The 23170-nt window shown below is 66.2% G+C and carries 13 protein-coding genes; 5 read left to right on the top strand and 8 right to left on the bottom strand.

The genetic code is table 11. The features are described 5' to 3' along the window. Positions 1-15 precede the first annotated feature (15 nt). Positions 16-1959: a YgiQ family radical SAM protein gene (locus BLTE_RS12295; protein WP_244600228.1), complete on the bottom strand. Its 1944-nt coding sequence runs from the start codon at positions 1957-1959 to the stop codon at positions 16-18. A 235-nt stretch (positions 1960-2194) separates the two neighbouring features. Then, positions 2195-3370, bottom strand: a complete 1176-nt coding sequence (locus BLTE_RS12290) for a helix-turn-helix domain-containing protein (protein WP_126400987.1) — start codon at positions 3368-3370, stop codon at positions 2195-2197. A 178-nt stretch (positions 3371-3548) separates the two neighbouring features. Here BLTE_RS12290 and BLTE_RS12285 point away from each other — a divergent pair, with 178 nt between their 5' ends. The 3 genes from BLTE_RS12285 (at position 3549) to BLTE_RS12275 (ending at position 7941) form a co-directional block, all read left to right on the top strand. After that, the gene (locus BLTE_RS12285; RefSeq protein WP_244599980.1) at positions 3549-5429 is read left to right on the top strand and encodes a Hint domain-containing protein; all 1881 of its coding nucleotides are present in this window, start codon (positions 3549-3551) and stop codon (positions 5427-5429) included. 585 nt (positions 5430-6014) lie between these two features. Next, positions 6015-6803, top strand: coding sequence for a hypothetical protein (locus tag BLTE_RS12280; RefSeq protein ID WP_126400986.1), 789 nt, complete (start codon positions 6015-6017; stop codon positions 6801-6803). A gap of 4 nt (positions 6804-6807) precedes the next feature. Continuing rightward, complete coding sequence (locus BLTE_RS12275) at positions 6808-7941, top strand: glycoside hydrolase family 183 protein (RefSeq protein ID WP_126400985.1); 1134 nt, start codon at positions 6808-6810, stop codon at positions 7939-7941. Here BLTE_RS12275 and BLTE_RS12270 read toward each other — a convergent pair. The 6 genes from BLTE_RS12270 to BLTE_RS12245 form a co-directional block, all read right to left on the bottom strand. Further along, positions 7934-8614: a class I SAM-dependent methyltransferase gene (locus tag BLTE_RS12270; RefSeq protein ID WP_126400984.1), complete on the bottom strand. Its 681-nt coding sequence runs from the start codon at positions 8612-8614 to the stop codon at positions 7934-7936. The two genes, BLTE_RS12275 and BLTE_RS12270, sit on opposite strands and share 8 nt — an antisense overlap. Before the next feature lie 30 nt (positions 8615-8644). Next, positions 8645-9874 (bottom strand): glycosyltransferase family 4 protein, encoded by a 1230-nt coding sequence (locus BLTE_RS12265; RefSeq protein ID WP_126400983.1) that lies wholly within the window; start codon positions 9872-9874, stop codon positions 8645-8647. A gap of 3 nt (positions 9875-9877) precedes the next feature. Continuing rightward, positions 9878-11884: a glycosyltransferase gene (locus tag BLTE_RS12260; RefSeq protein ID WP_126400982.1), complete on the bottom strand. Its 2007-nt coding sequence runs from the start codon at positions 11882-11884 to the stop codon at positions 9878-9880. Positions 11885-12021: 137 nt separating this feature from the next. Continuing rightward, positions 12022-13092 carry a dTDP-glucose 4,6-dehydratase gene (rfbB, locus tag BLTE_RS12255; protein ID WP_126400981.1) on the bottom strand — a complete coding sequence of 357 codons (1071 nt, stop codon included), beginning with the start codon at positions 13090-13092 and terminating at the stop codon, positions 12022-12024. Between the two features lie 868 nt (positions 13093-13960). Continuing rightward, entirely contained in the window at positions 13961-18859 is a 4899-nt protein-coding gene (locus BLTE_RS12250; RefSeq protein ID WP_126400980.1) for a tetratricopeptide repeat protein, read from the bottom strand. A gap of 511 nt (positions 18860-19370) precedes the next feature. Continuing rightward, positions 19371-20684, bottom strand: coding sequence for a Hint domain-containing protein (locus BLTE_RS12245; RefSeq protein WP_126400979.1), 1314 nt, complete (start codon positions 20682-20684; stop codon positions 19371-19373). A 979-nt stretch (positions 20685-21663) separates the two neighbouring features. On the opposite strand from BLTE_RS12245, the gene BLTE_RS12240 reads away from it, so the two are divergent. Continuing rightward, complete coding sequence (locus tag BLTE_RS12240) at positions 21664-22113, top strand: prolyl-tRNA synthetase associated domain-containing protein (RefSeq protein WP_342211492.1); 450 nt, start codon at positions 21664-21666, stop codon at positions 22111-22113. A 133-nt stretch (positions 22114-22246) separates the two neighbouring features. Beyond that, a complete protein-coding gene (trxA, locus tag BLTE_RS12235) occupies positions 22247-23167 on the top strand; it encodes a thioredoxin (protein ID WP_126400978.1) in 921 nt (306 codons plus the stop codon). The last annotated feature ends 3 nt before the right edge of the window (positions 23168-23170 follow it).

Genomic DNA, 23170 nt, shown 5'->3' with positions numbered 1-23170 from the left:
CGGCCGGATTTCCCGTCACCTGTCCGTGGAAAGCCCCCGGGTGGTGAAGCGCTGGGTCCGGCCGGGGCCGCGCGCCGGGCGCGGCATTGCAGCAGCCTTGCCGGTGCCGGGCGGCTGGAAGGCCGGCACCAGCTGGTCCGGGCCTGAGCCGATCAGGTCGGCGCGGCCCATCGCCGTCAGCGCCTCGCGCAGGATCGGCCAGTTCTCGGGGTCGTGGTAGCGCAGGAAGGCCTTGTGCAGCCGGCGCTGGCGGAGCCCGGTGGCGGTCTCGACCGGCTCGGAGGCGCCGTGGCGCACCGCATGGAGCGGGTTGATGCCGGTGTGGAACATGGCCGTCGCGGTGGCCATCGGCGAGGGCAGGAACGTCTGCACCTGATCGGCGCGGTAGCGGTTCTTCTTGAGCCACAGCGCGAGGTTCATCATGTCCTCGTCGGACGTGCCGGGATGCGCCGCGATGAAGTAGGGGATCAGATAATACTGCTTGCCGGCCTCTTTCGCGGCGGCGTCGAACATCGCCTTGAAGCGGTCATAGGCGGCAATCCCGGGCTTCCTCATCTTGTTGAGCGGGCCGCGCTCGGTGTGCTCGGGCGCGATCTTGAGGTAGCCACCGACATGGTGGGCGACCAACTCGCGGATATAGTCGGGGCTCTCGACCGCGAGGTCGTAGCGCACGCCCGAGGCGACCATCACCTTCCGGACGCCCTTGACCTTGCGCACCTTGCGATAGAGCCCGATCAGCGCCTCGTGCGAGGTGTCGAGATTGTCGCAGATGTCCGGGAACACGCAGGACGGCTTGCGACACGCGCGCTGGATTTCGCTATCCTTGCAGGCCATCCGGTACATGTTGGCGGTCGGCCCGCCGATGTCGGAGATCACGCCGGTGAAGCCCGCCGTCCTGTCGCGGATACTCTCGATCTCGCGCAGGATCGAGCCTTCCGAGCGGCTCTGGATGATGCGGCCCTCGTGCTCGGTGATCGAGCAGAAGGTGCAGCCGCCGAAGCAGCCGCGCATGATCGTCACCGAGAATTTGATCATGTCCCAGGCGGGGATCTTGGCGCCGTCATAGGCGGGGTGCGGCGCCCGCGCGTAGGGAAGCTCGTAGACCGCGTCCATCTCCTCGGTGGTGAGCGGGACCGGCGGCGGGGAGAGCCACAGATCGCGGTCGCCGTGGCGCTGGACCAGTGCGCGCGCATTGCCGGGATTGCTCTCCCGGTGCAGCACGCGCGAGGCCCGCGCATACGCCTCGCGGTCGGTTTCCACCTGCGCCAGCGACGGCAGCCGGATCACCGCTTCGCCCGAGCAGCGCCCCGCGGCCTCGTCCGCGGAGTCGAGGTCGTCGGCGCGCAGCACCGCGTAATGCTCCGGCACGCGGCGGAACAGCGCGGCGCCGCGCAGGTCGGCGAGGTCGGCGGGCGAAGAACCGGCAGCGAGCCGGTGCGCCGCCTCCACCACCGCGCGCTCGGCATTGCCGTAGAGCAGGATGTCGGCCTTGGCGTCGGCCAGCACCGAGCGGCGCACCTTGTCGGACCAGTAGTCGTAATGCGCCACGCGACGCAGCGAGGCCTCGATGCCGCCGAGCACGATCGGCACGTCGCGATAGGCCTCGCGGCAGCGCTGGGCGTAAACCAGGGTGCAGCGGTCCGGCCGCCGGCCGCCCTCGCCACCGGGCGTATAGGCGTCGTCGTGGCGAAGCCTCCGGTCGGCCGTGTAGCGGTTGACCATCGAATCCATGTTGCCGGCGGTGACGCCGAACATCACCAGCGGCTTGCCCAGCGCCTTGAACGGCTCGGCCGACTGCCAGTCGGGCTGGGCGATGATGCCGACGCGGAACCCCTGCGCCTCCAAGAGCCGGCCGATGATGGCCATGCCGAAGCTGGGGTGGTCGACATAGGCATCGCCGGTCACCAGCACCACGTCGCAGGCGTCCCAGCCCAGCGCCGTCATCTCGGCGCGGCTCATCGGCAGGAATGGCGCGGGCCTGCGCGGCAGCGGACGGTGCGGCGACCAGGAGAACAGCGGCTTGGCGAACAGCGGCTTGGCAGCGAGCGAGGTGGCGGCTTCGGCGAGGGTGTTCATTGTCGAGGCATACGGCCCCGGCGCGGCGAGTTCAACGATGCCGGCGGGGAACGGCCGGCGGCGCAATTTGACGCGCCAGGTCCGGCACCGGGCAGCGGTCGGAAATCCGGCTGCGAAATCAGGCGCGCGCGGTCTGCTCCAGCCACTGGGCGAGGATGCCCTTGCCTGCGGGCTCGTCCGCCAGGGTGAGCAGGCCCTCGCGGCAGCGCCCGGCGGCGGCGCGCGCGTCGCCGGGCGTCAGGCCGAACGTCTGCGCGAACAGCCGGTTGAAGGCGCTGAGGTTGCGGAAGCCCCAGCGATGGGCGATCGGGCCGATGCGCTGCTCGCGCAGGCTCGGCGCGGTGATCTCCTGATAGGCGCGGTTCAGCCTCTGCCTGCGGATATAGCAGGCGACGCCGCCGATCGGCTCGAACAGGCGGTAGAGCGAGGCACGCGAGAGGCCGAAAGCCCGGGCCACCGCGTCGGGATCGAGGGTGGGCGCCGCCAGATTGCGGTCGATGTAACGGCGGATGGTGAGGAACGAGGCGAGCGGCTCCGCGCCGCCGGCGGGTCCGGCGGCCGCAAGCACGGGCGCGAGCACCCGCGCCGTCAGCTCACTGATGCCGGCGGCGAGCGCATCCATCTCCGCGCGGGTCATGGCGTCGGCCTGACGGACGAGCGCGGCGAGCGCGGCGCCGATCACCGCGCCGGCGGGCGTGCCGGCCCTGAGCGCCTGGCCATGCAGCAGGTGCTCGTCGGACAGGGCAGCGACGAAGCGGGCGCGGGGCACCCACAGCGTGATGTCCTCGGTTGCGTCCTGGGCGCCGAGCTGCAGCGTCAGGCTCTGCAGCAGGTCGAGGAAGAGGATGTCGCCGGCCTCGGCGGCCACGTCGCTGGCGCCGGCGGAGCCACGGAGGCTGCCGGCGGCGATCAGCCGGATCGCGACATGATCGACCGGGCTTCGGCCGACGGTCTCCGGCGAACGGATGAGGTGCAGTCGGGTGGCCCGGCAGGTGGTGAGCACGAAACGGCCAGACGACCACGCCGCGAGACCGCCGGCAAAGGCGGCGATCTCCGCGGGCGTGGCGGCGACGTCGAACACCGGTGCGAGGCCTGCGCGCCAGTCGCGGAACGTATCGGAGGGCTGTCCTTCGGCCGGCGCCAGGGCGAACCGCCCGAGCGCCTCGGACGCCGGGACTGGAGAGCGCCGGGCCTCGGCGGGCTGCGCAGCGGCCCTCGCGGCTGCGCCGGCAGGCCGCTTGTCCGGCTTTGCGACGGGCGCGCGGTATTCCGCAACGGCAGGATCGTTTACCAATTGAGGCAACCTTAAGCCTTATCCGTTCGATCCGAGAGTACGATTTTTCATATCAATTTCTTTGCAATTTGTCTCAACTGCGCCGGACACGGTTGAGCTTCGGCCGGCAGGCAGGTTGGATCGCCGCCGAGGCCGGAACCAACGAGACGTTAACAATCCAATTTATCGGAGCGCGTGAATGTCGATTACGGTTAATCTCAATAATGCCAATGGCACCGGCACCACCTATTCGACCGCGCCGACGCCGATGTATCTGTTTCCGCAGGCGACGCTGAGCGCAAATGTGCTTGACAGCAACAGCATCGACACCATCTCGGTGCAGATCGCCACCCATACGAGCACGATGACGCTGGGCCTCGACCCCGCGGCCCAGACCCTCGCCGCGAGTAAGGGAATTACCGCCAGCTATGACGCCAATACCGGCCTGCTCACGCTGACTGGCGGCGATGAAAGGACCAGTGACTGGCAGTCGATCCTGCGCGGTATCACGTTCACCGACAGCAGTGACACGCCCGTAGATCCGGGCAGCGTGACGGTGACCGCGAAGAATACCGGTCACTTCGGAGGAACTGGTACTGACGCGCAGACCCTGCACCTCGACGTGGCGCCGGTAAATCTGTTTTCGAATACCCACACGAACGCTGACGACTTCGCCGGCGGGGGGTATGGCGCGAACAGTGGAACCGAAAACTGGGCTGGCAACTGGACGGAAAGTGGGGAGCAGACGAGCACCACCGGCGGCTGGATTCAGGTTTCCGGCGGTGAGTTGCGTTTTGGCGACGACTCGAATGGTGGAGGCAGCAGTACGCATTCCATTGCCCGCCAAGTTGCATCAAGCCTTGCTGATGCAGTCAAGGCCAATCTCAGTTTCGATTACAATTCAAACACGAGTTCAAGCGACGAGAAGATTACCGTTGAGATCTACAATGGGACAAAATGGACGACGTTAGGCGCATTCGGTGCCAACGGTGCTGACGGCTCATTCAGTGCCGACATCAGCGCCTACATTTCGGGCGGCACCTCGGTTCGCTTTTCGGTGCCAAGCTCTCTCGACAAGGGCGAATTCATCTACATCGACAACGTCAAGGTCTCCTATGACGTGCCGAGTTCAAGTTCTCTCCCGACGCAGGCGTTGAACTGGGAGTCGAACCCGCACATCCTGTTCAGCTCGGCGAACGGCAACGCCATCTGGGTGTCCGACGCCAACGACGCGAACCTTACGGTTACGCTGCACGTCGGGAGCGGCACGCTGACGCTGGGCAGCGTCGACGGACTGACCGTGACCGGAAACGGCACCGGCACGGTCGTGCTGTCGGGCGCGATCGCCAACATCAACACGGCTCTGCAGGGGCTCGACTACCTCACCACCAGCCAGGATACGACGGTCGGCGACGTCGACGACGTCCTGACGATCACCACCTCCGACGGCCACACCGGCGGCACCGATACCGATACCGTCAATATCGACGTGTACTGCTTCTATCCCGGCACGATGATCCGCACGCCGGATGGCGAGGTGGCGGTCGAGACCTTGACGCGCGGCGACCGCGTGCTGACGGCCGATGGCCGCGCCATGCCGGTCACCTGGATCGGCCTGCAGACCATCTCGACCCGCTTCGCCGATCCGCTGCGGGTGCTGCCGATCCGCGTCAAGGCCGGCGCGCTGGGCGACAACCTGCCGGTCCGCGACCTGCTGCTGTCGCCCGACCATGCCCTCCTGGTCGGCGGATCGCTGATCCAGGCCGGCGCGCTGGTCAACGGCACCTCGATCGTGCGCGAGACCGGCGTTCCGCAGGTCTTCACCTACTACCATGTCGAGCTCGACGACCATTCGCTCATCCTCGCCGAGGGGGTGCCGGCCGAAACCTTCGTCGACAATGTCGACCGGCTCGCCTTCGACAATTGGTCCGAGCATCAGGCGCTGTATCCGAACGGCAAGGCGATCAGCGAATTGCCCTATCCGCGCGCCAAGGCGCACCGTCAGGTGCCGGTGGGGGTGCGGGTGATGCTGGCCGAGCGGGCGCGGGCGATCGGCGCTGCGATGGACGCGGTGGCCTGACGGCCGCCGGCCGGGGCTCTCGACGGCGGCGCCGCGGCGCCGCCGTTTTCGTTTCCGGCGGCGACCGGCCGAGATGCCGGCGCCGTCAATGCGATCGACACCTTGCAGCCGAATTCGTAGGGGCGTCGCGGCGCCCGGCTCACCGGCGCCCCGCTCACCGCCCCCCGAGGCAGCGCCCGAGACGCTCACGCGGCTGAGCCGGGACTGGCAGGGCGAGCTGGCGATCCTCGAACAGGGCGAACTGCAGCGCCATGTTGGCCTGCACTGCCGAATGCCGTATAAGAAGACCCCCAAGCATTGGGGAAGAGCCACAACGTAAGTCACCTCTTCAGGCATTCAATAAAAATCATTTTTAAATATGAAAAATCTCTCTATGCGCCAAATACAGCGCGTCACTTTGCGGAATTTTTACATTTTCACGCATCCGGTTATGGCTTCTAATTCCTGCAAGCGGGCGAATATTTGCTGGTAGCCATCAAATAACTGTTGTATTTGCCGGCATGCCATTGTTATTTAAGCAGTATTGCCTTTCCTGCGATTTCGTTGTAGCTCTATCGCATATCTCATCATCGGCACAGGCGCGCTATGTCTGAGAATATTTGCATGCTTTTGGCATCCCCGGGCGGCAGCTTTGCTGACCAGGTATTTCAGGAATATCGCTCAAGTGTCGGGGATATATGCGATGTGATTAAGGTTGTTCACGTTAAAGACGAAGAATCTCCTCCATTTAATGAGCGTGATGGAATTCTAACATTAAACAATAAGCAAATTTTTGCGGAGGTAGTCCACAGCAAGGATATTTCCCGCGGACTAATTCCAGGAAACGTTGATTTAAAGATGATTCGTGCGGTGTCCGGCCTGAATAAATCATACTCGAGATACATATGGATGGAATATGACGTCATGGCCACGGGCGACGTCAGGCAATCAATGGAGAGGCTTATCTGCGCAACGAAAGATTGCGATTTTGCAGGTAGTTATATTTCTCCATGGAGAAATAACAATTGGGTTTGGTGGAAAACTTTAGAGCTTCCTAAAGATTTATCTGTGTCGCCAGATTCCGTCGCTTATGGCGCGTTTCTTCCTTTGATCGTTTTTTCTCGGAGATACATTGATGCGTATGCTGAACAAATCGCGCTTGGCTGGAAGGGGCATCAAGAAGTAACAATGCCGTCTGTCGCAAATTTTGTTGGCCTAAGGATGCTCGATCTTAGCAAGACGACCCCGCCATTCACGCATTATCCGCAGTTTAACGTACACAAGGTCGATCGCTTGAGGGAGTGCGTCCCTCTATTTGTTCACCCTGTCAAAGATTTGACGGCAAAAGCCGCGATCGCAGCCGATTTGACGAGCGTTTCTATAAGCCAGAAGTAATGTTATGCGGATTTTTTTATTTAGAGTTATTCTGAGATTGTTTATTTTATTTTTCTATCCGGCCCACTCATATGCGCTGGATGAGGTAAAAATAATTTCTGGGCCTCATGTCGTATTTGATTGGGCTACCCAGCGTTGTTCCTATGATGATATTCCGGATAGTCCATTGAGGGCATTCCGTGATTCCTCTGGTGCCGTTGTCGGGCTAGCGAGTCACTTCGATGTAAGGCTATTTCGTGGGGATACCTTAATTGACCTACAGCGAGTTTGTTCAATAAGTCGAAAGAGTAGTCACGCCTCAAATCCTAGTGAATATAACGATAAGATTTGGGTAACAGCGACGTGGACGGAAGACGGGGTTAATGTCTTTGCCCTCGGGCATCATGAATTTCAGGCTCACCGCCATCCTGGAAAATGCAAATTTGCTGATCTTGGAAGCTGTTGGTATAATAGTATAGTTGCCTTAAAATCAACAGATTCTGGAATGAACTTTTACAAAGTGGACCACCTTAAACCAATTGCATCGGCGAACATTCGCTCTGAAGACATGCAGGGAAGACCACGAGGATTTTTTTCGCCAACGAATATATTTTCTAGAAATGGTTATTTGTACTCAATTATACTTACTACTGGCGACCCTAGTCAGCCGTATGGCCATTGTTTGTTTAGGACTTTACGGCAGGGCGACCTCTTGAATTGGGAATATTGGGATGGTGTCACATGGATTCCATCCGCGCACGACCCTTATAAAGATTCACCAAAGCGACCCTGCAGTATTTTGAAAAATCTGTATTCAATAGGATCTGTTATTGAGCAAGGAGGGAGATATATCGCTGTGGGCGCAATGCCGGGCGGAAAGTATAAAGGGCAAATAGTTTACAATACATCTCGTGATCTTATTACATGGTCAGAGCCCCGGCCTCTAATTAATATAAAGACAGAAATGTCTGAATCGAAATGCGGTGAATACGTTTACAGCTACCCATCCATCCTCTCTCCCTCGTCAAGATCGCGAAACTTCGAAGACACCGGTGAAGAGTTAGCGCTATTCTTGACAAGGAGAAAATATAAAGGCTGCGCCGGAACAATGGAGCGCGACCTTGTCTACTTCAAGATAATAATAAAAAATGCTAATTAGATGCCTTTTTAATTGATATTAAAAATATATTGAAATTCTTTTGCCCGTGATCGACGTATTTCCAAGAGTAAATTGCTGTTCGTGGAATTCGATTTATGATATTTTCTGTCCTTAGTTTTGTAGAAAGCCACAATCCATCGTCGTTCGCGCGCAGATTCCACTGATGAAGCCCGCGATATCCTTCGCGCTCGCCTTCGTTTTCAATTGATAGTACTGTAATGACGCCCCCTTCCGCGCAAACATTATACATATTGACAAATGCCAATGCGGGATCTTCGAAGTGATCTAGAGCATTTGCGCAATTCACCAAATCGAAGGCGTTCCTCCCGAAATTGCTCTCGAGATCCTCCCCCTTGACCGGGAAAATAGACGGCAAGTGCATTAAATTGGAATCCTTCAAAAGCTTATTGTAGTGATCTGCAAGGGCATCGGTACAAACAAGCTCAACATCATATCCAGGGGCGCTTCTTCCGATTGTGCTTATTGGTCCAGATCCGACGTCTAAGATTCGAATCTTTGAGCCAAGTGGTTTTCCTATTAGTTCCAACGTTCTCGATGAAAGTTTCTCTGTTGACGAAATGCGCCGTTTACGAGATTCTTCCATCTTCGGATCTGTTAACCAATTGCGCCAATGCGAAATTTCAGATTCTATATTTTGGGCCCAGATCATCATCAGACTCCATGCTTTTTTACTTAATTGAATTTACCACGATACTAATGACAGATACGCCTTTGCACACTCCTCGTACGAGATCGGCTGGCGGATATTCGCACTCAGCCGCTCCCACAGGCCCCTGGTGCCGGCCGCCTCGGTGAGCGTGTCGGCGAGGTCGAGCGGGCTCCTCGCCTCGAAGTGCAGCCCATTCACGCCGTGCTCCACCTTCTCGGCCATGCCGCCGATATTGGCGGCGATCACCGGGCGGCGGCAGCAGAACGCCTCCTGGATCACCATCGGCGAATTCTCCCACCAGATCGACGGCACCACCACCCAGCCGACCTTGCGCATGCGGCGCGGCAGCTCGTGCGGCTCGTAGGGGCCGACCCAGCGCAGCGACCCTTCCACCACCAGCGGGGCGCGCAGCTTCTCGATCATCTCGCGGAACTTCGGCTCCTGGTGCTCCAGATTGGCGCCGTTGATCTCCACCTGCAGGGTGCGGCGCACCTCCGGCCGCATCAGATGCAGCGCCTGCAGCAGCACTTCGACGCCCTTGAACTCGGTGATCTGGCCGAAGAAGCCGAAGCGCGTGCGCAAGGCGGGGCTCTCGGCCGCCGGCGCCGCCTCGATCTGCGGCTGGCCGTTCTCGATCACCGTGATGTACTCGGCCGGGATGCCCCAGGCGATGTAGCGCCGGCGCAGGAACTCCGAGGGCGAGACGAACATGTCGGCCGCCTCGAAGTGCTTCTGGATGAAATGCTTGCGCAGCCAGAACGATTCCGCGTTGCGCTCGGGCATGCAGGCGGCGCACTCCTCCGGGCTCTCGCTGTGGCACAGCCGGCCGGAGCGCGCCTTCACCATCTGGCCGCGATGGGCGCAGATCGCCATGTATTCGTGCAGCGTCAGGCAGATGAAGGCGTCCGGCAGCTCGCGGCGCAGCTCGCGCAGCATCTCCAGGCCGATATGGGCGTAATGGTGGACGAACACCACGTCCGGCCGCTTGAGGCGCAGGAAGGCGCGCAGCGCATCGTACATGCCGTTGGCATAGGCCGTGCGCAGCAGGAACCAGTCGTGCATGTCCTGCCGCCACAGATATTCGCCCGGGCGCCGCAGGCCGATCATGCCGCAGCCCACCGAGGGCTGGTCGGTGCGGGCGAGGAAATCGACGCGCTCGACCTCGGGGTGACGCTGCAGCGAGCGGTAGAGATTGAACGCGGCCAGCTCGGCGCCGCCGACCGAGAAATCCGGATGCCCGTGGGCGATGACCAGAACCTTCATCGCCTACCCCCGCGCGCCGGTCATCTTGCGCAGCACGCTGCCCCAGCGCCTCTCGTGGCGCCAGGCGTTGTAGCGCACCACGAAATTGCGGAAGCGGTCCTGCCCGATCCCGGCCAGCGACTGCCGTTCGAGATGGATGAGGTTGACGTCCTCGACGCAGGCGATCGACAGGCCGGCGCTCCGCACCTTGAGGCAGAGGTCGGAATCCTCGAAGTCGCCGATCAGGAAGCCCTCGTCGAGCCCGCCGACCCGGTCGTAGAGCGCACGCGACATCAGCAGGCAGGCGCCGGTGACGGCGAGGCGCGGCGTCGCGCCCGCGCGCGGGTCCGGCGGCTCCAGCCCCATGCCGGGGTGCTTGTTGATGTGCGCGTTGAGCGCCGGCTCCCACACGAAGGCCATGCCGTCGTGCTGGATCGCGCCGTTGGGATAGAACAGCCGCGCGCCGACGATGCCGACATCCGCCCGCCCCTCGATCACCGCCAGCATCTTCTGCAGCCAGCCGGGCTCGACCGGGATCACGTCCGAATTGAGCAGCAGAAGATTGGGCGCGCGGGCCACCGAGATGCCGAGATTGTTGGCGCCGGAAAAGCCGCGGTTCTCGCCGGCGGTGACAATGCGGAACGGCACGCGGTTGGCTTCATAGAGCAGCGGCGCCTGCTGGCGCACCTCCGACAGGATGCGCGGATCATCGACCACATAGATCAGCTCGGCATCGGCCTTGAGCTCATCGTCCTCGGAGAATTCGAGGAGCTGGTTCAGCATGAAATCGAAGCGGCCGAACAGCGGGATGATGATCGAGCAGCGCGGGCTCTCGGGCTGCGGGCCGCACACCATGATCTCGGGCGGGCGCGGCGGGCGGGCTGCGAGCTTGGCCGCAACCAGCGAGTCGATCACCGCGCCGTCATGCTGCTCCAGCCGGTCGAAGAAGCGGTCGAGCGGGGTCGGAAACTCGAACGCCCATTTGGCGAAGCTGACCGGCTCGACCGGCGCCGCCTCCCACTGGCGCGACGCCAGTACGTGGCATTCGTCGCCGTCGAGTACGCAGAGCCGGATCTCCTCGCCCAGTGTGACGCCATGCCGCCAGCCCTGCAGCATGCCGGCATTGAAGGTGAAATTGCCGAACTCGCTGCTGAAGGCGTCGACGATGTCCGGGCGATGCCAGCGCACCGCCTCGGCCAGCGGCACGATGCGGCCGCGCTGGTCGATCAGCGCCAGCGTCACGCCCGGCACCTGGACCGTCCAGCCGACCACCAGTCCGCCATGCCCGGGAACGCCCTTGGCGTGCTCCAGGAAGCCGCGGGCGCGCTTGTAGGCGGCGGGCGCCGTCTGGAGCTGCGCCACCAGCGGCGCCAGCGAGACCGCGCTGCCCTGCAGCGCTTCGAGCAGGAAGCCGAGGCGCGCCCGGTGATCGACGAACATGCGCGCGGGATCGCCCTCGCCGTCGGCGCGGCGCGGCGCGCGCAGCCGCCGCCCGCACAGCGTGAAGGTGTCGCCCTCACCGGGCCTGACCACCGCAAGCAGGCCGCGCGCGCTCGCCGCCAGGCCCGGAAACGCCGTCTCGACATCCGGCCGGGGGAACAGGCAGGCGCGCACCGTATCGTCCGCGCTGTCGATCCGCCGGCCGGAGCCGGCGCCGACCACCCAGCCGGACAGCACGAGCCGATCGCCGACATAGGCGTAGTAGTCGACCATCAGGCCGTCGAGCACGTCGCCGGCCGGCGCGCGGATCAGATGCGGCAGTTGCGACAGCGACAGGAACGACGGCGGGGTGGCGGCCGAGGCGCGCGGAGCCGGGGGCGCGTCGCTGCGGGGCGTCTCGTCCGGCCTGCGGACGCCGCCCGGGGATGGCGACGCGGTCTGAGGTGAATTGGTCTGGGGCGAAACGGTCTGAGATACTTGCCGGCCCTCGGGCGGACGGCGCACCGGCGCGTCGAGCGCGGCTGCGGCCGCCGGCTGCGGCGGCGTCCTGCTCGTGATCTGGCCGGCGTGCTGGCCCGCATCCGCGATCATGTCCTGCCCCGTATCCTGGCCGGTCTGGCGGCCTCCGCCCTGGCGAACCGCCCCGGCCGGCTTCGGTCCGGCGGTGGGGGCGGGCGCCTTGCCGGCCGTGCGCCGCAACACCCGCGTCTTCCCGGACTGCGTCCCTGTCATCGTGCCATCACCCCGATCCGCTTCGCCTGATAGCCGCGCTCCAGGATCGCCTGCCACCAGTCCCGGTTTTCCAGATACCAGCGCACCGTCTTGTCGATGCCGGTGTCGAAGCTCTCCTGCGCCCGCCAGCCGAGCTCGGTCTCGAGCTTGGTGGCGTCGATGGCGTAGCGGCGGTCGTGCCCCGGCCGGTCGGTGACGAAGCTGATCAGCCGCCGGTGCGGCCCGGCGGGCTGCGGCGCGTAGCGGTCGAGCAGGTCGCAGATGGTCTCGACCACCGCCAGATTGGTGCGCTCGTTGCGGCCGCCGACATTGTAGGTCTCGCCCACCCGCCCGCGCTCGACGACGAGGCTCAGCGCGCGGGCGTGGTCGGCGACATAGAGCCAGTCGCGCACGTTCTGGCCGTCGCCATAGACCGGCAGCGCCTCGCCGGCGAGGCCCTTGAGGATCATGTGCGGGATCAGCTTCTCGGGGAAATGGTAGGGACCGTAATTGTTCGAGCAGTTGGTGACCAGCGTCGGCAGACCGTAGGTCTCGCGCCACGCCCGCACCAGATGGTCGGAGGAAGCCTTCGACGCCGAATAGGGCGAGTTGGGGGCATAGGGCGTGGTTTCGGTGAACAGGCCCTCCGGCCCCAACGAGCCATAGACCTCGTCGGTCGAGACGTGCAGCAGGCGGAAGGCGGCCGCCCGCTCCGCCGGCAGGCCGCGCCAGTAGCGCAGCGCCTCCTGCAGCAGCGTGAAGGTGCCGACGATATTGGTCGTGATGAACGCGCCCGGCCCGTCGATCGAGCGGTCGACATGGCTCTCGGCGGCGAGGTTCATCACCGCGTCGGGCGCGTAGGTGTCGAACAGCCGGCGCAGCGCCGCACCGTCGCAGATGTCGACCCTGGCGAAGGCGTAGCGCGGGTGGCCTTCCGCTTGCGGGATCGAGGCGAGGTTCGCCGCGTAAGTGAGCTTGTCGAGGTTGACGACGCGGGCCGCGGTGTCATCGAGCAGGTGGCGCACCACCGCCGAGCCGATGAAGCCGGCGCCGCCGGTGACGAAGATGGTCTTGCCAGCGAAACGCATGATCGGCGGCTCTCAGGCTGATGGGGTGCGGGAGGGGAGACCGGCCGCGCGGCGGATGGGGCCGGCGCCGGCAGGCGGGCGGGGTTGCGTCTCCCAGCCGCGGCACGCGCCGGGGCCGGGACTGCCGCCGGCCGCGCGTTGGCGCCGGGGCGAAACGACATTCCCAGGAATATATTGCCCAAGAATATATTGCGCCGCCTTCAACATCAGGTCCGCCAATTTATAATAATTGTCTTGCTCATCGAAGTCTGATGAAATTTTTCTCGACTTTTCTGGATTATCCGCAGCAATATTCCCCTTGGGGGTGAAGATACGCCGCGGGCGGCACGGGCGATTTCCTTCTCCGGCGCGCCTTGTTCCATATGGCGGATAGCATAGCGACATGACAGCGGAAAGCGTCACTTCCCCCAAAAGTAAGCAACCGCCGCCTTGCGCGGGTGGCAGCTTCTCAATTCGAGTCTATGTTTGGTAACCATACTCGGCTGAGCGCCGGATGACAGCTTGATTCGCCGGCGAGCGGAATGACTTCTTATCTAGGATTGATTTTTTCTATTAAAAATAGAATTACCCGCGAAGTTATCGCGAGGCGCTTGAGAGGGCGTAGGGATCGGCGTTTGGCAGCACTCGTTCATGAAGGAGTGGCTGTCCAAGACCGAGGATCTCCCGCAATTTCGGATGCCGGATCGGGAGGATCGTGTTTCTTGGAGGCGAGGATTCGCCGGTCGGGGAGGCTCACCGGCGTCGCCGTCGGGCGCATCCATGTCGACCGCGGCTATCGCGGCCACAACAAGCCAAGCGGATCTTGCGTGCCCTCTGGGCCGCACTCCTCGCACCACGGTTCATCTGAACCAGCGCTCAATGTCCGTCTTCACGGACGGTTTGCTCTTCCCCAATGCTTGGGTGTCTTCTTATACGGCATTCGGCAGTGCAGGCCGACATGGCGCTGCAGTTCGCCCTGTTCGAGGATCGCCAGCTCGCCCTGCCAGTCGCGGCTCAGCCGCGTGAGCGCCTCGGCCGCCGCCGCGGGGGTCGATGAGCCGGGCGCCGCGGCGGGCAGGGCCGTGGCGATGTGGCCGGCGAGATGCCGTGCCACGGCGCGCGTCACCAGCCCCGGGCCGGTGGCGAGCCACAGATGATCGTTGTCGCCGCGATTGATGGCGGCGGTCACCTCGGCCAGTGCGCCGGCGATCACCGGATGGCCGGGCGCCGCGGCCAGCACATTGTTGCCGATGGTGCCGTAATTCTCCTGGTAGGCGAACAGCCGCACCGCGGGCGGGATCACCGCATCGAGCGGGGTCAGCGCGCGGTCGTCGGCATCGACATAGACGCCGCCGGTCACCGCCAGATGCGCCAGCCGGAAGATGTCGGCGCGCTGCGCCGGGTGGCGCGACAGCCGGAACGCCCGCACCACCGCCGGCGGGTGGTGCGCCTTGAGGAAGGCGAGCGCGCTGGCATCGTCGTGGCGCACATGCTCCCAGCCCGGGTTGGTGCCCCGCCACCCCGCCATCAGCCCGGCAATGCCGGCCGGCGGCTCGGGCTCGTCCCAGAACTGGATGATGCGGCGCGGGATCGGGCCGGGCCCGCGCGGCGCGGCGGCCGGTCGGTCGAAGAGGCCGGCCTGCCGCAGCCGGATCAGCAGCAGCATCGCGCTCGGCGTATGGTCGGGATGGGCGCGCACGATGGCGGCGAGCGCGGCGATGGCCGGGCCGTCCGCCAGCGCCAGGGTCCGCCGCAGTTCGGCAAGCAGGGCCCGGTCGAGCAGGAACTCGTCGAGAATCTGGCCGAGATGGTGCTGGGAGATGTTGAGCGACTGGCCGCGCAGGCGGTTGGCCGCGGCGTTGAGTTGCACCGCCCGCGTCAGGTGGGCGCGCGCCGCCTCCGGGTCGAGCGTGAGAACCCGCACCCGCGCCAGCTCGGCATGGCCCCAGCCGTCCTCCGGGTTTCCCGCCAGCGCCTCGGTATAGGCAGCGATTGCCGCGTCGTAGCGCCGCCGGGCGTCGGCGATCTGGCCGCGGAAGAATGCGACGCGGGCGCGGTCGTGGGTGTTGTGGGCGGGCGGTGCCGCCAGCAGGGCTTCCGCCCGCGGCCAGTCGGCGAGGGCCGTCGCCACCAGCACGCGCTGGGAGAAGAGATAGAAGTTCGGCTCCACCGTCGCCGGCACGGCGTCGAGCTCCGCCTGCGCCTCGGGCAGCCGCCCGGCCTGGCGCAGCAGGTCGGCGCGGGTCGCCGCGATCTCCGGGCGCAGGCCGAAGCGGCGCTCGGCATGGTCCAGCACGATGAACGCGTCAGCCTCGTCGCCGAGGTCGGCCAGCGCCTGGGCGATCGGCGGATAGATCGCCGGCCGCTTGGCGTGATGCTCAAGCAGCGTGGCGATCAGCCGGCGCTCGGCCTCGGCATCCTCGGCGAGGCGGGCGAAGTCGAGCGCCGGCAGCAGCACGCCGAGATTGCCGGGCTCGAGCGACAGGGCCTTGTCCAGCAGCGCCTTGGCCTCCGCCGGCTGGCCGGCGGCGCGGCGCTCGATGCTGAGCTCGAGATGCGGCCAGACGCGGTTGGGGTGGCGCCGCGCCGCCTCCTCGAACACGGCCGCCGCCGCCGCCCGCTCGCCCTGCCGGCGCATCAGCAGGCCGAGCTGCAGGCGGGCGTGCAGGTGGTCCGGGCGGTCGGCGAGAACCTGTTCCAGCAGGGCGCGCGCGGCCGCAAAATCGCCCTGGTCGCGCAACTCGGCGGCGGTCTCGATCCGCGGCTCGGGGGCGGCCGGGTCGGCGGCGCGTGCGGCCTCGAACAGCGCCAGCGCCGCCGCGCGCTGGCCCTGCCGGCGGGCGAGATGGCCAAGCGCCATATGCGCGCCGGTGTGCCGCGGCTCGATCGCCAGCACGGCGCGGAACGCCGTCTCGGCCTCGGCGTGCTGCTGGCGCTCCATGTGGACGTGGCCGAGCCCCATCAGGGCGCCGGCATGCGCGGGGTCGGCGGCGAGCAGGGCGCGGAACCGCTCCTCCGCCCGGTCGATCTCGCCGGTCTGCAGCAGGAAGTGGCCGTACTCGTTCTCGAACGCCGGATCGCCGCCCGCCTGTTGCGCCGCCGCCTCGAGCGTCGCGGCGGCAGCCTGGAACGCGCCCCGGCGCCGCAGGAAATTCGCAAGCAGCCGCGCCGCTGCGGCATGTCCGGGCTGGATGTCCAGGGCCGCCCGGGCCGCCGCCTCGGCCTCCTCCGGCCGGCCGAGCTCGTCGAGGTCATAGGCGATGTCGACCCGCAGGTTCGCGTTGTCGGGGGCGGCTTCGGCCGCGTCCTGGAAAGCCGCGAGCGCGCCCTGGCGGTCGCCGCGCTGGCGCAGCGTATGGCCGAGCCCGGCAAGCAGGCCGACATTGCCGGGGCTGCGCTCCAGTCCCTGGCGGAAGGCGGCTTCGGCGGCGTCTGCCCGGCCGAGCTGGCGCAGCAGGTTGCCGCGCTCGCCAGCGAGGCCGGCATCGTCGGGGGCGAGCGCCGAGGCCGCGTCCAAAAGCCGGAGCGCCTCTTCGATTGCGCCGCGCCCCTTCAGCAGGCTCGCCAGCAGCCGCAGGGCGGCGGTATGGCGGGGGTCGATGTCGAGCGCGGCCCGGCACGCCGCCTCCGCCTCGTCGCCGCGGCCGAGGGCGCGCAGATCATGGGCGACGTCGACCCGCAGGTTCGCATTGTCGGGGGCGGCCTCGGCCGCGGCCTGGAAGGCGGCGAGCGAGCCCTGGCGGTCGCCGCGCTGGCGCAACGTGTGGCCGAGCCCGGCGAGCAGGCCGACATTGGCCGGGTTTCGTGCCAGCCCCTGGCGGAAGGCGGCTTCGGCGTCGTCTGCCCGGCCGAGCTGGCGCAGCAGGTTGCCGCGCTCGCCAGCGAGGCCGCCGTCATCGGGGGCGAGCGCCGAGGCCGCATCCAAGTGGCGGAGCGCCTCGTCGAGCGCGCCGCGCCCCTTCTGCAGGCTCGCCAGCAGCCGCAGGGCGCCGAGATGCCGGGGGTCGATGTCGAGCGCGGCCCGGCACGCCGCCTCGGCCTCGGCGGCGCGGCCGAGGGCGCGCAATTCGTGGGCGACATCGACGCGCAGATTGAGGTTGGTCGGGCCGGTCGCCACCTCGGCCGCGGCCTGGAAGGCGGCCAGCGCGCCCTGGCGGTCGCCGCGCTGGCGCAGCGTGTGGCCGAGCCCGGCGAGCAGGCCGACATTGGTCGGGTTTTGCGCCAGCCCCTGGCGGAAGGCGGCTTCGGCGTCGTCTGCCCGGCCGAGCTGGCGCAGCAGGTTGCTGCGTTCGCCGGCAAGGCCGGCATCGTCAGGCGCCAGCACCAGCGCCGCGTCCAGCTGCTGGAGCGCCAGATCGAGGGCGCCGCGCGCTTTGAGCAGGTTCGCCAGCAGCCGCAGCGCGGCGAGATGGCGGGGGTCGATGCCGAGCGCCGCCCGGCACACCGCCTCGGCTTCGCCGGCGCGGTCGAGCGCGCGCAGATCATAGGCGACATCAACGCGCAGGGTAGCATTGCCGGGTGCGGCCTCGGCCGCAGCCTGGAAGGCGGCGCGTGCCCCCTCGCGGTCGCCGCGCTGGCGCAGCGTGTGGCCGAGCCCGGCAAGCAGGCCGACATTCGCGGGATCACGGTCGAGCCCCTCGCGGAAGGCGGTCTCGGCGGCCTCCAGCCGGCCGAGCTGGCGCAGCAGGTTGCCGCGCTCGGCGGCAATGCCGGCATCGCCGGGCCGCAGGGCGGCCGCCGCGTCCCACTGCTGCAACGCCTCGTCGAGCGCGCCGCGCGCCTTGAACAGGATCGCCAGCAGGCGAACCGCGCCGAAATTCCGGGGATCGATGGCGAGCGCCGCTCGGCAGGCCGCCTCGGCCTCGCCGGTCCGGCCAAGCGCGCGCAGATCGTGGGCGGCCTCGACGCGCACATCGGCATTGTCGGGCGCGGCTTCGGCCGCGGTCTGGAAGGCGGCGAGCGCCGCCTCGCGATCGCCGCCCTGGCGCAGCGCGTGGGCACGCTTGAGCAGACCCGAAATATCCGGCGGAGCGGCAGCTGCGAGCTCCGGCGTGGCGACAGGCCCCGGTTCGGCGGCGGGGGCCTCAATGGCAGGGGACGCGACAGCAGGAGCTTCTGCGGCGGGAACCTCGACTGCAGGAACCTCGATGGCAGGAGCCTCTGCAGCAGGAGCCTCGGCGGGGGCCGCAGCCTGCGCCGGGGGAGCCGGTTCCACCGCGGGCGCCGCCGACGGCGTGTCCTGCGCCGGCACCTGCACCGGCACCTGCACCGGCACGGGCGCCTTGGCGGGCGGCGGCGAGGCCGGCGATGACGGGGGCGGGGGGCGGACGGCAGGGCGCGGCGTTTCGACCAGCGTGCCCAGAACCGCCTGACAGGCCGCCCCGGGGAGCAGTTTCAGTGTCCGCGCGCTGGGATCGGACGGCCTGTACTCGTTTCGCGTGACGAAGATGCAGAGCTTGCCGTTCGAGGCGATGAGTCCGTACAGGCCGCCGATCTCGGCGACCGACACGAGGCTGTAGTCGCCATTGACCAGCCCGGACCCGGCGATGCGCAACCGGATGTCGCCCGGATTTCCCCACGCCGCACCAGGGCCGGCCTTGGCGTGAACGCCATCGCCCGCCCTGCGCTCTCCGGCTTGGCCGTCCCTGGCCGGGTCGCCGCTGACGACCGTCGCGCTGTCCTGGCTGCCAAGAATATTCCCGTCCAGAACGCGGTATTGATCGCCCAGGACCGTGACCAGATAGGCGTAGCCGAGCAGGCGGTCGGAGCTGGGGGGCGGAAGGGCCATGCCGGAATACTCAGGGAGACGATGAAGACTTCAACTCGTCTGCCTTGGGTCGGGTGAGTCTCTTGGTCTCAAGCGGAACAGGAGCCGCCGGCACCGGACGTCTCCCGGGGGGCGGCGAAAGCCTCCGGGCGATTCCGCCGCCAAGCCGGGAAGCAGTCCGGGGAACGGCCTCGCGAGCTGACATGGGGGATTCGTGCACCGCCGGCCGGGCGCGAACCGCCGGCCATTCGGACGGATTTCGTATCATGACCGCGGATCGCCGCCAAACAGGCGCGGGCTGCGCAATTGGGGATTGGCCCAGGCAGGCTGAGGCGGCGCACGCAGGGGCGCGCGACCATCGGCGGCCCGGAAATTCATGTCATCAAGGACGCAAAAATCACGGGCGCAAGAATCTCGGGAGCAAGAATCTCGGGTGGAAGAATCACCCAGCCTCCGGCCGAAATCCTACGGCCTGCCGGAAGCCGCAGAAGTTGGTGTCCGGCCGGTGGGGCCGGACTCCAACTCGGTGTCATCAGGCCACGGCCTTCTCGACCGCAGCGCCGATCGCCTGGGCGCGCGCCGCAAGCTGAACCCGCAGCGCGACCGGCACCTGACGGTGCGCCTTGGCCCGCGGATAGGGCAGCTCGGTGATCGTCTTGCCCTCGGGATAGAGCGCCTGATACTCGTCCCAGTTGTCGAAGTTCAGCCGCTCGACATTGTCGACGAAGGTTTCCGCCGGAGTGTTCTCGGCGAGGACCAGCGAATGGTCGTCGAGCTCGACATGGTAGTAGGTGAAGACCTCGGGGACGTCGCGTTCGCGCACGATCGAGGTGCCGTTCACAAGCGCGCCGGCATGGATGAGCGCACCATCGACCAGGATGGCGTGGTCCGGCGAGATCAAGAGATCGCGGGTCGGAACATTGTCGCCGAGGGCGCCGGCCCGGATGCGGATCGGCAGCACGCGCAGCGGGTCGCCGAATCGGGTGGAGACGGTCTGGCGGCCGATCCAGCGCACCGGCTGGGCGGCGCCTTCGCGGGTCAGGACGAGGTCGCCCGCCTGGAGCGTCTCGACCGCCGCCTCGCCGGCGGGGGTGCGAATCATCGTGCCCGGCATGAAGCAGATCGTCACGGTCCCGTCGTCGAACCGGGCGTTCTCGACGTCGAAATCGACCGTGTCGGTCTCGCCCGTGATCCTGTTGGTGATGGAGAACGTGCCGTCGGACTCGGCGACGATGGTATAGTCGTCACGGTTGCCCGCGAAGACGACGGTGTCCTCGCCGGCACCACCCTTGATGAAATCGTCGCCCTTGCCGCCGGTGATCACATCGTCCCCGGCGCCGCCATAGATTTCGTCGTCGCCGCGGCCGCCATCGATCCTGTCGTCGCCGGCGCCGCCATGGATCTCGTCGTCGCCGCGACCGCCGTCGATGGTATCGTCGCCCGCGCCGCCGGAGAGCAGGTCGCTGCCGGCACCGCCGCTGATGCGGTCGTCGCCGGTGCCGCCATAAATCTCGTCATCGCCGCGGCCGCCGTCGACGGTGTCGTCGCCCGCGCCGCCATGGATCACGTCGCTGCCGAGGCCGCCATCGATGGTGTCGTCGCCGGTGCCGCCGGAGATCTCGTCGTCGCCCCGGCCGCCGTCGATGCTGTCGTCACCGTCGCCGCCATAGATGATGTCCTCACCGGCGCCGCCCGAAACCGTGTCGTCGCCGCGGCCGCCGCGGAGTTCGTCAGCGCCAGCGCCGCCGGTGAGGGTGTCATCGCCGGCCTTTCCATAAATGATGTCGTCGCCGGACGTGCCGTCCAACACATCGTCATCGGACGTTCCGAGTATCGGGCTGGGCATGGGATTCCTCAAGGATTTCGCTGGGATGTCGATTGAGTGCAACAAATGTTGTGGAAGTAACGGTGCGTCACCTAGATTTCCGATCCGACTAGGCTTGCGCCGAGCGTGGCAACACTAGGCGAAACTGCAGATCGAAAGCAAGCATAAGTCCGTCAGAAATGGGTGCATTTGATTACTTGATTCGATTTTACGAACTTCGCTCGCCGTCCGAGCGGCGCTCGGCACGCGGAAACACCGCATTGTCTGTGGATATTCAAGCCGGAATTGGATGAATTGGCTCAAAGTTGATGTCCAATTCGATTCTTCCGAAGTCTGGTCTGGCGGCAGCGGCGCAGGTCAGCATGAGGCGGGAAAATCTAGTTGGCTATCTTCACTCTCCTTGGGTCAACGTTGCCTTGGCTGTTGCCAAACCGGAGGCTTGGCCATTTAACCGGAACTCCGAGCTTTCCCGACCTTCGAGCCTTCTGCGCTCGCGGTCTCTGCCTGCGGTCTCGTGCCGACGTCTTCAGGCCGGGCGCGCTCGTCTTCCGAAAGTCCGCATCGTCTTGCGCAACGGTGCCCCCACCTCTGCGGGAAAGGCTTCGGATCCACACGCCTCTAGAGCGTGATCCGATCTGACTACATCAGATCGGACGCTCTAAGTTTCTGGTTTGTCGCATTTTCGCTGACGCGGCCCTTCGGGTCTTTCGCACAACCGGCATCCACTTGTGCGGAAAATGCTCTAATTGTCCGACCCGGAACTCTCCTGGTCGGGACCACCAGACGCCGCCGGGCGGCCGCCTTTTGCGCGGGTGGGCTTGGCACGTCTCCCGGCCAGCCGAATCGGCGTGCCGCTGGGGGAGCGATTCGGGATGGCGGGGCCGCAGGGCCATCGCTTGTCGCTGCCGGCCGCGGCCGATATGAGGCCCGCCATGCTGCGCACGCCCGAAGACCTGTTCTCGCTGCTCGACCGGCTCGGCATTCCGGCCGCCACCGCGCGGTGTTCACCGTCGCCGAGTCGCAGGATGTCTGCGCCGGCATTCCCGGCGCCCACACCAAGAACCTGTTCCTCAAGGACAAGCGGGGCCGGCTGTTCCTGCTCACCGCCGGCCAGGAGGCGCTATTGGACCTGAAGCATCTGCACCATGCCATCGGCGCCTCGGGGCGGCTGTCGTTCGGCTCGGCCGAGCTGCTTCAGGAGGTGCTGGGCGTCACGCCGGGCTCGGTGACGACGCTGGCCGCCGCCAATGACGAATCCGGCCGGGTCACCGTGATCCTGGAGGCCGGGCTGATGGCGTCCGAGGAGATTTCGCTGCATCCCCTGGTCAACACCATGACCACCACGCTGCGGCGCGACGATCTCATCCGCTTTCTTGAAGCGGTCGGCCACCCGCCGCAGATTCTGGCGCTCAACCGCGCCGGGGCGGCGGAAACCGAGGCGCGTGCCTGAGCGCCACTCCCGCTCGCTCGCATGTTGCGGGCCGGTTCCTGCGTTGCAATCTGCCGCATCCTGCCCCATGTGAACGGGACGAAGAACACGGCACGCTCGTGCGGGGAAGACGCGGGCAGGGACGAGGGCAAACATGTTCACCTTCGGCGGAACGAAGAAGACCGGAACAGCCACGGGCGCGGACGATGGACTGGTCCGCGACGTCACCACCCAGAGCTTCGTCAAGGACGTCATCGAGGAATCGAAGACGCAGCCGGTGCTGGTCGATTTCTGGGCGGCGTGGTGCGGCCCCTGCAAGCAGCTCACACCGGTGCTCGAAAAGGTGGTGCGCGCCGCCAAGGGCAAGGTGAAGCTTGCCAAGATGAATATCGACGAGCACCCGGCGGTGGCCGGCCAGATGGGGATCCAGTCGATCCCGACGGTGATCGCCTTCGTCGACGGCCGGCCGCTCGACGGCTTCATGGGCGCCCAGTCCGAGGCGCAGGTGGTGGCCTTCATCGAGCGCATCACCAAGGGTTCGATCGGCGGCGGCACCAAGGAGTTGCTGGAGGCGGCCGACGCCGCGCTGGTCGGCGGCGATCCGGTGGCGGCGGCCGAGGCCTTCGCCGCGGTTCTGGGCGAGGAACCGGAAAACCCCCACGCGCTGGCCGGCCTCGCCCGCTGCCATCTCGAGCTCGGCGACATCGACAAGGCCAAGCAGACCCTGGCGCTGGTGCCGCAGGCCAAGGCCAACGACCCGGCGGTGGCGGCGGCCCGCGCGGCGATCGAGATCGCCGAGCAGGCGGCCTCGCTCGGCGACCTCGCCGGGCTGGAGGGCGCGCTCGCGGCCAACCCGGCCGACCATCAGGCGCGCTTCGACCTCGCCCTGGCGCTGAACGCCCGCGGCCGCCGCGCCGAGGCGCTGAACCACCTGCTGGAGATCGTCCGGCGCGACCGCGCCTGGAACGAGGATGGCGCCCGCAAGCAGCTCGTGACATTCTTCGAGGCGTGGGGGCCGGCCGATCCGCACACCATCGAAGGCCGCCGCCGGCTGTCCTCCATCCTGTTCGCCTGACCG

The sequence above is a fragment of the Blastochloris tepida genome (assembly GCF_003966715.1).
GTDB classification, from domain to species: domain Bacteria; phylum Pseudomonadota; class Alphaproteobacteria; order Rhizobiales; family Xanthobacteraceae; genus Blastochloris; species Blastochloris tepida.
The sequence above is the reverse complement of the archived record's forward strand: the minus strand, read 5'-3'. Positions and strand labels throughout refer to the sequence as shown.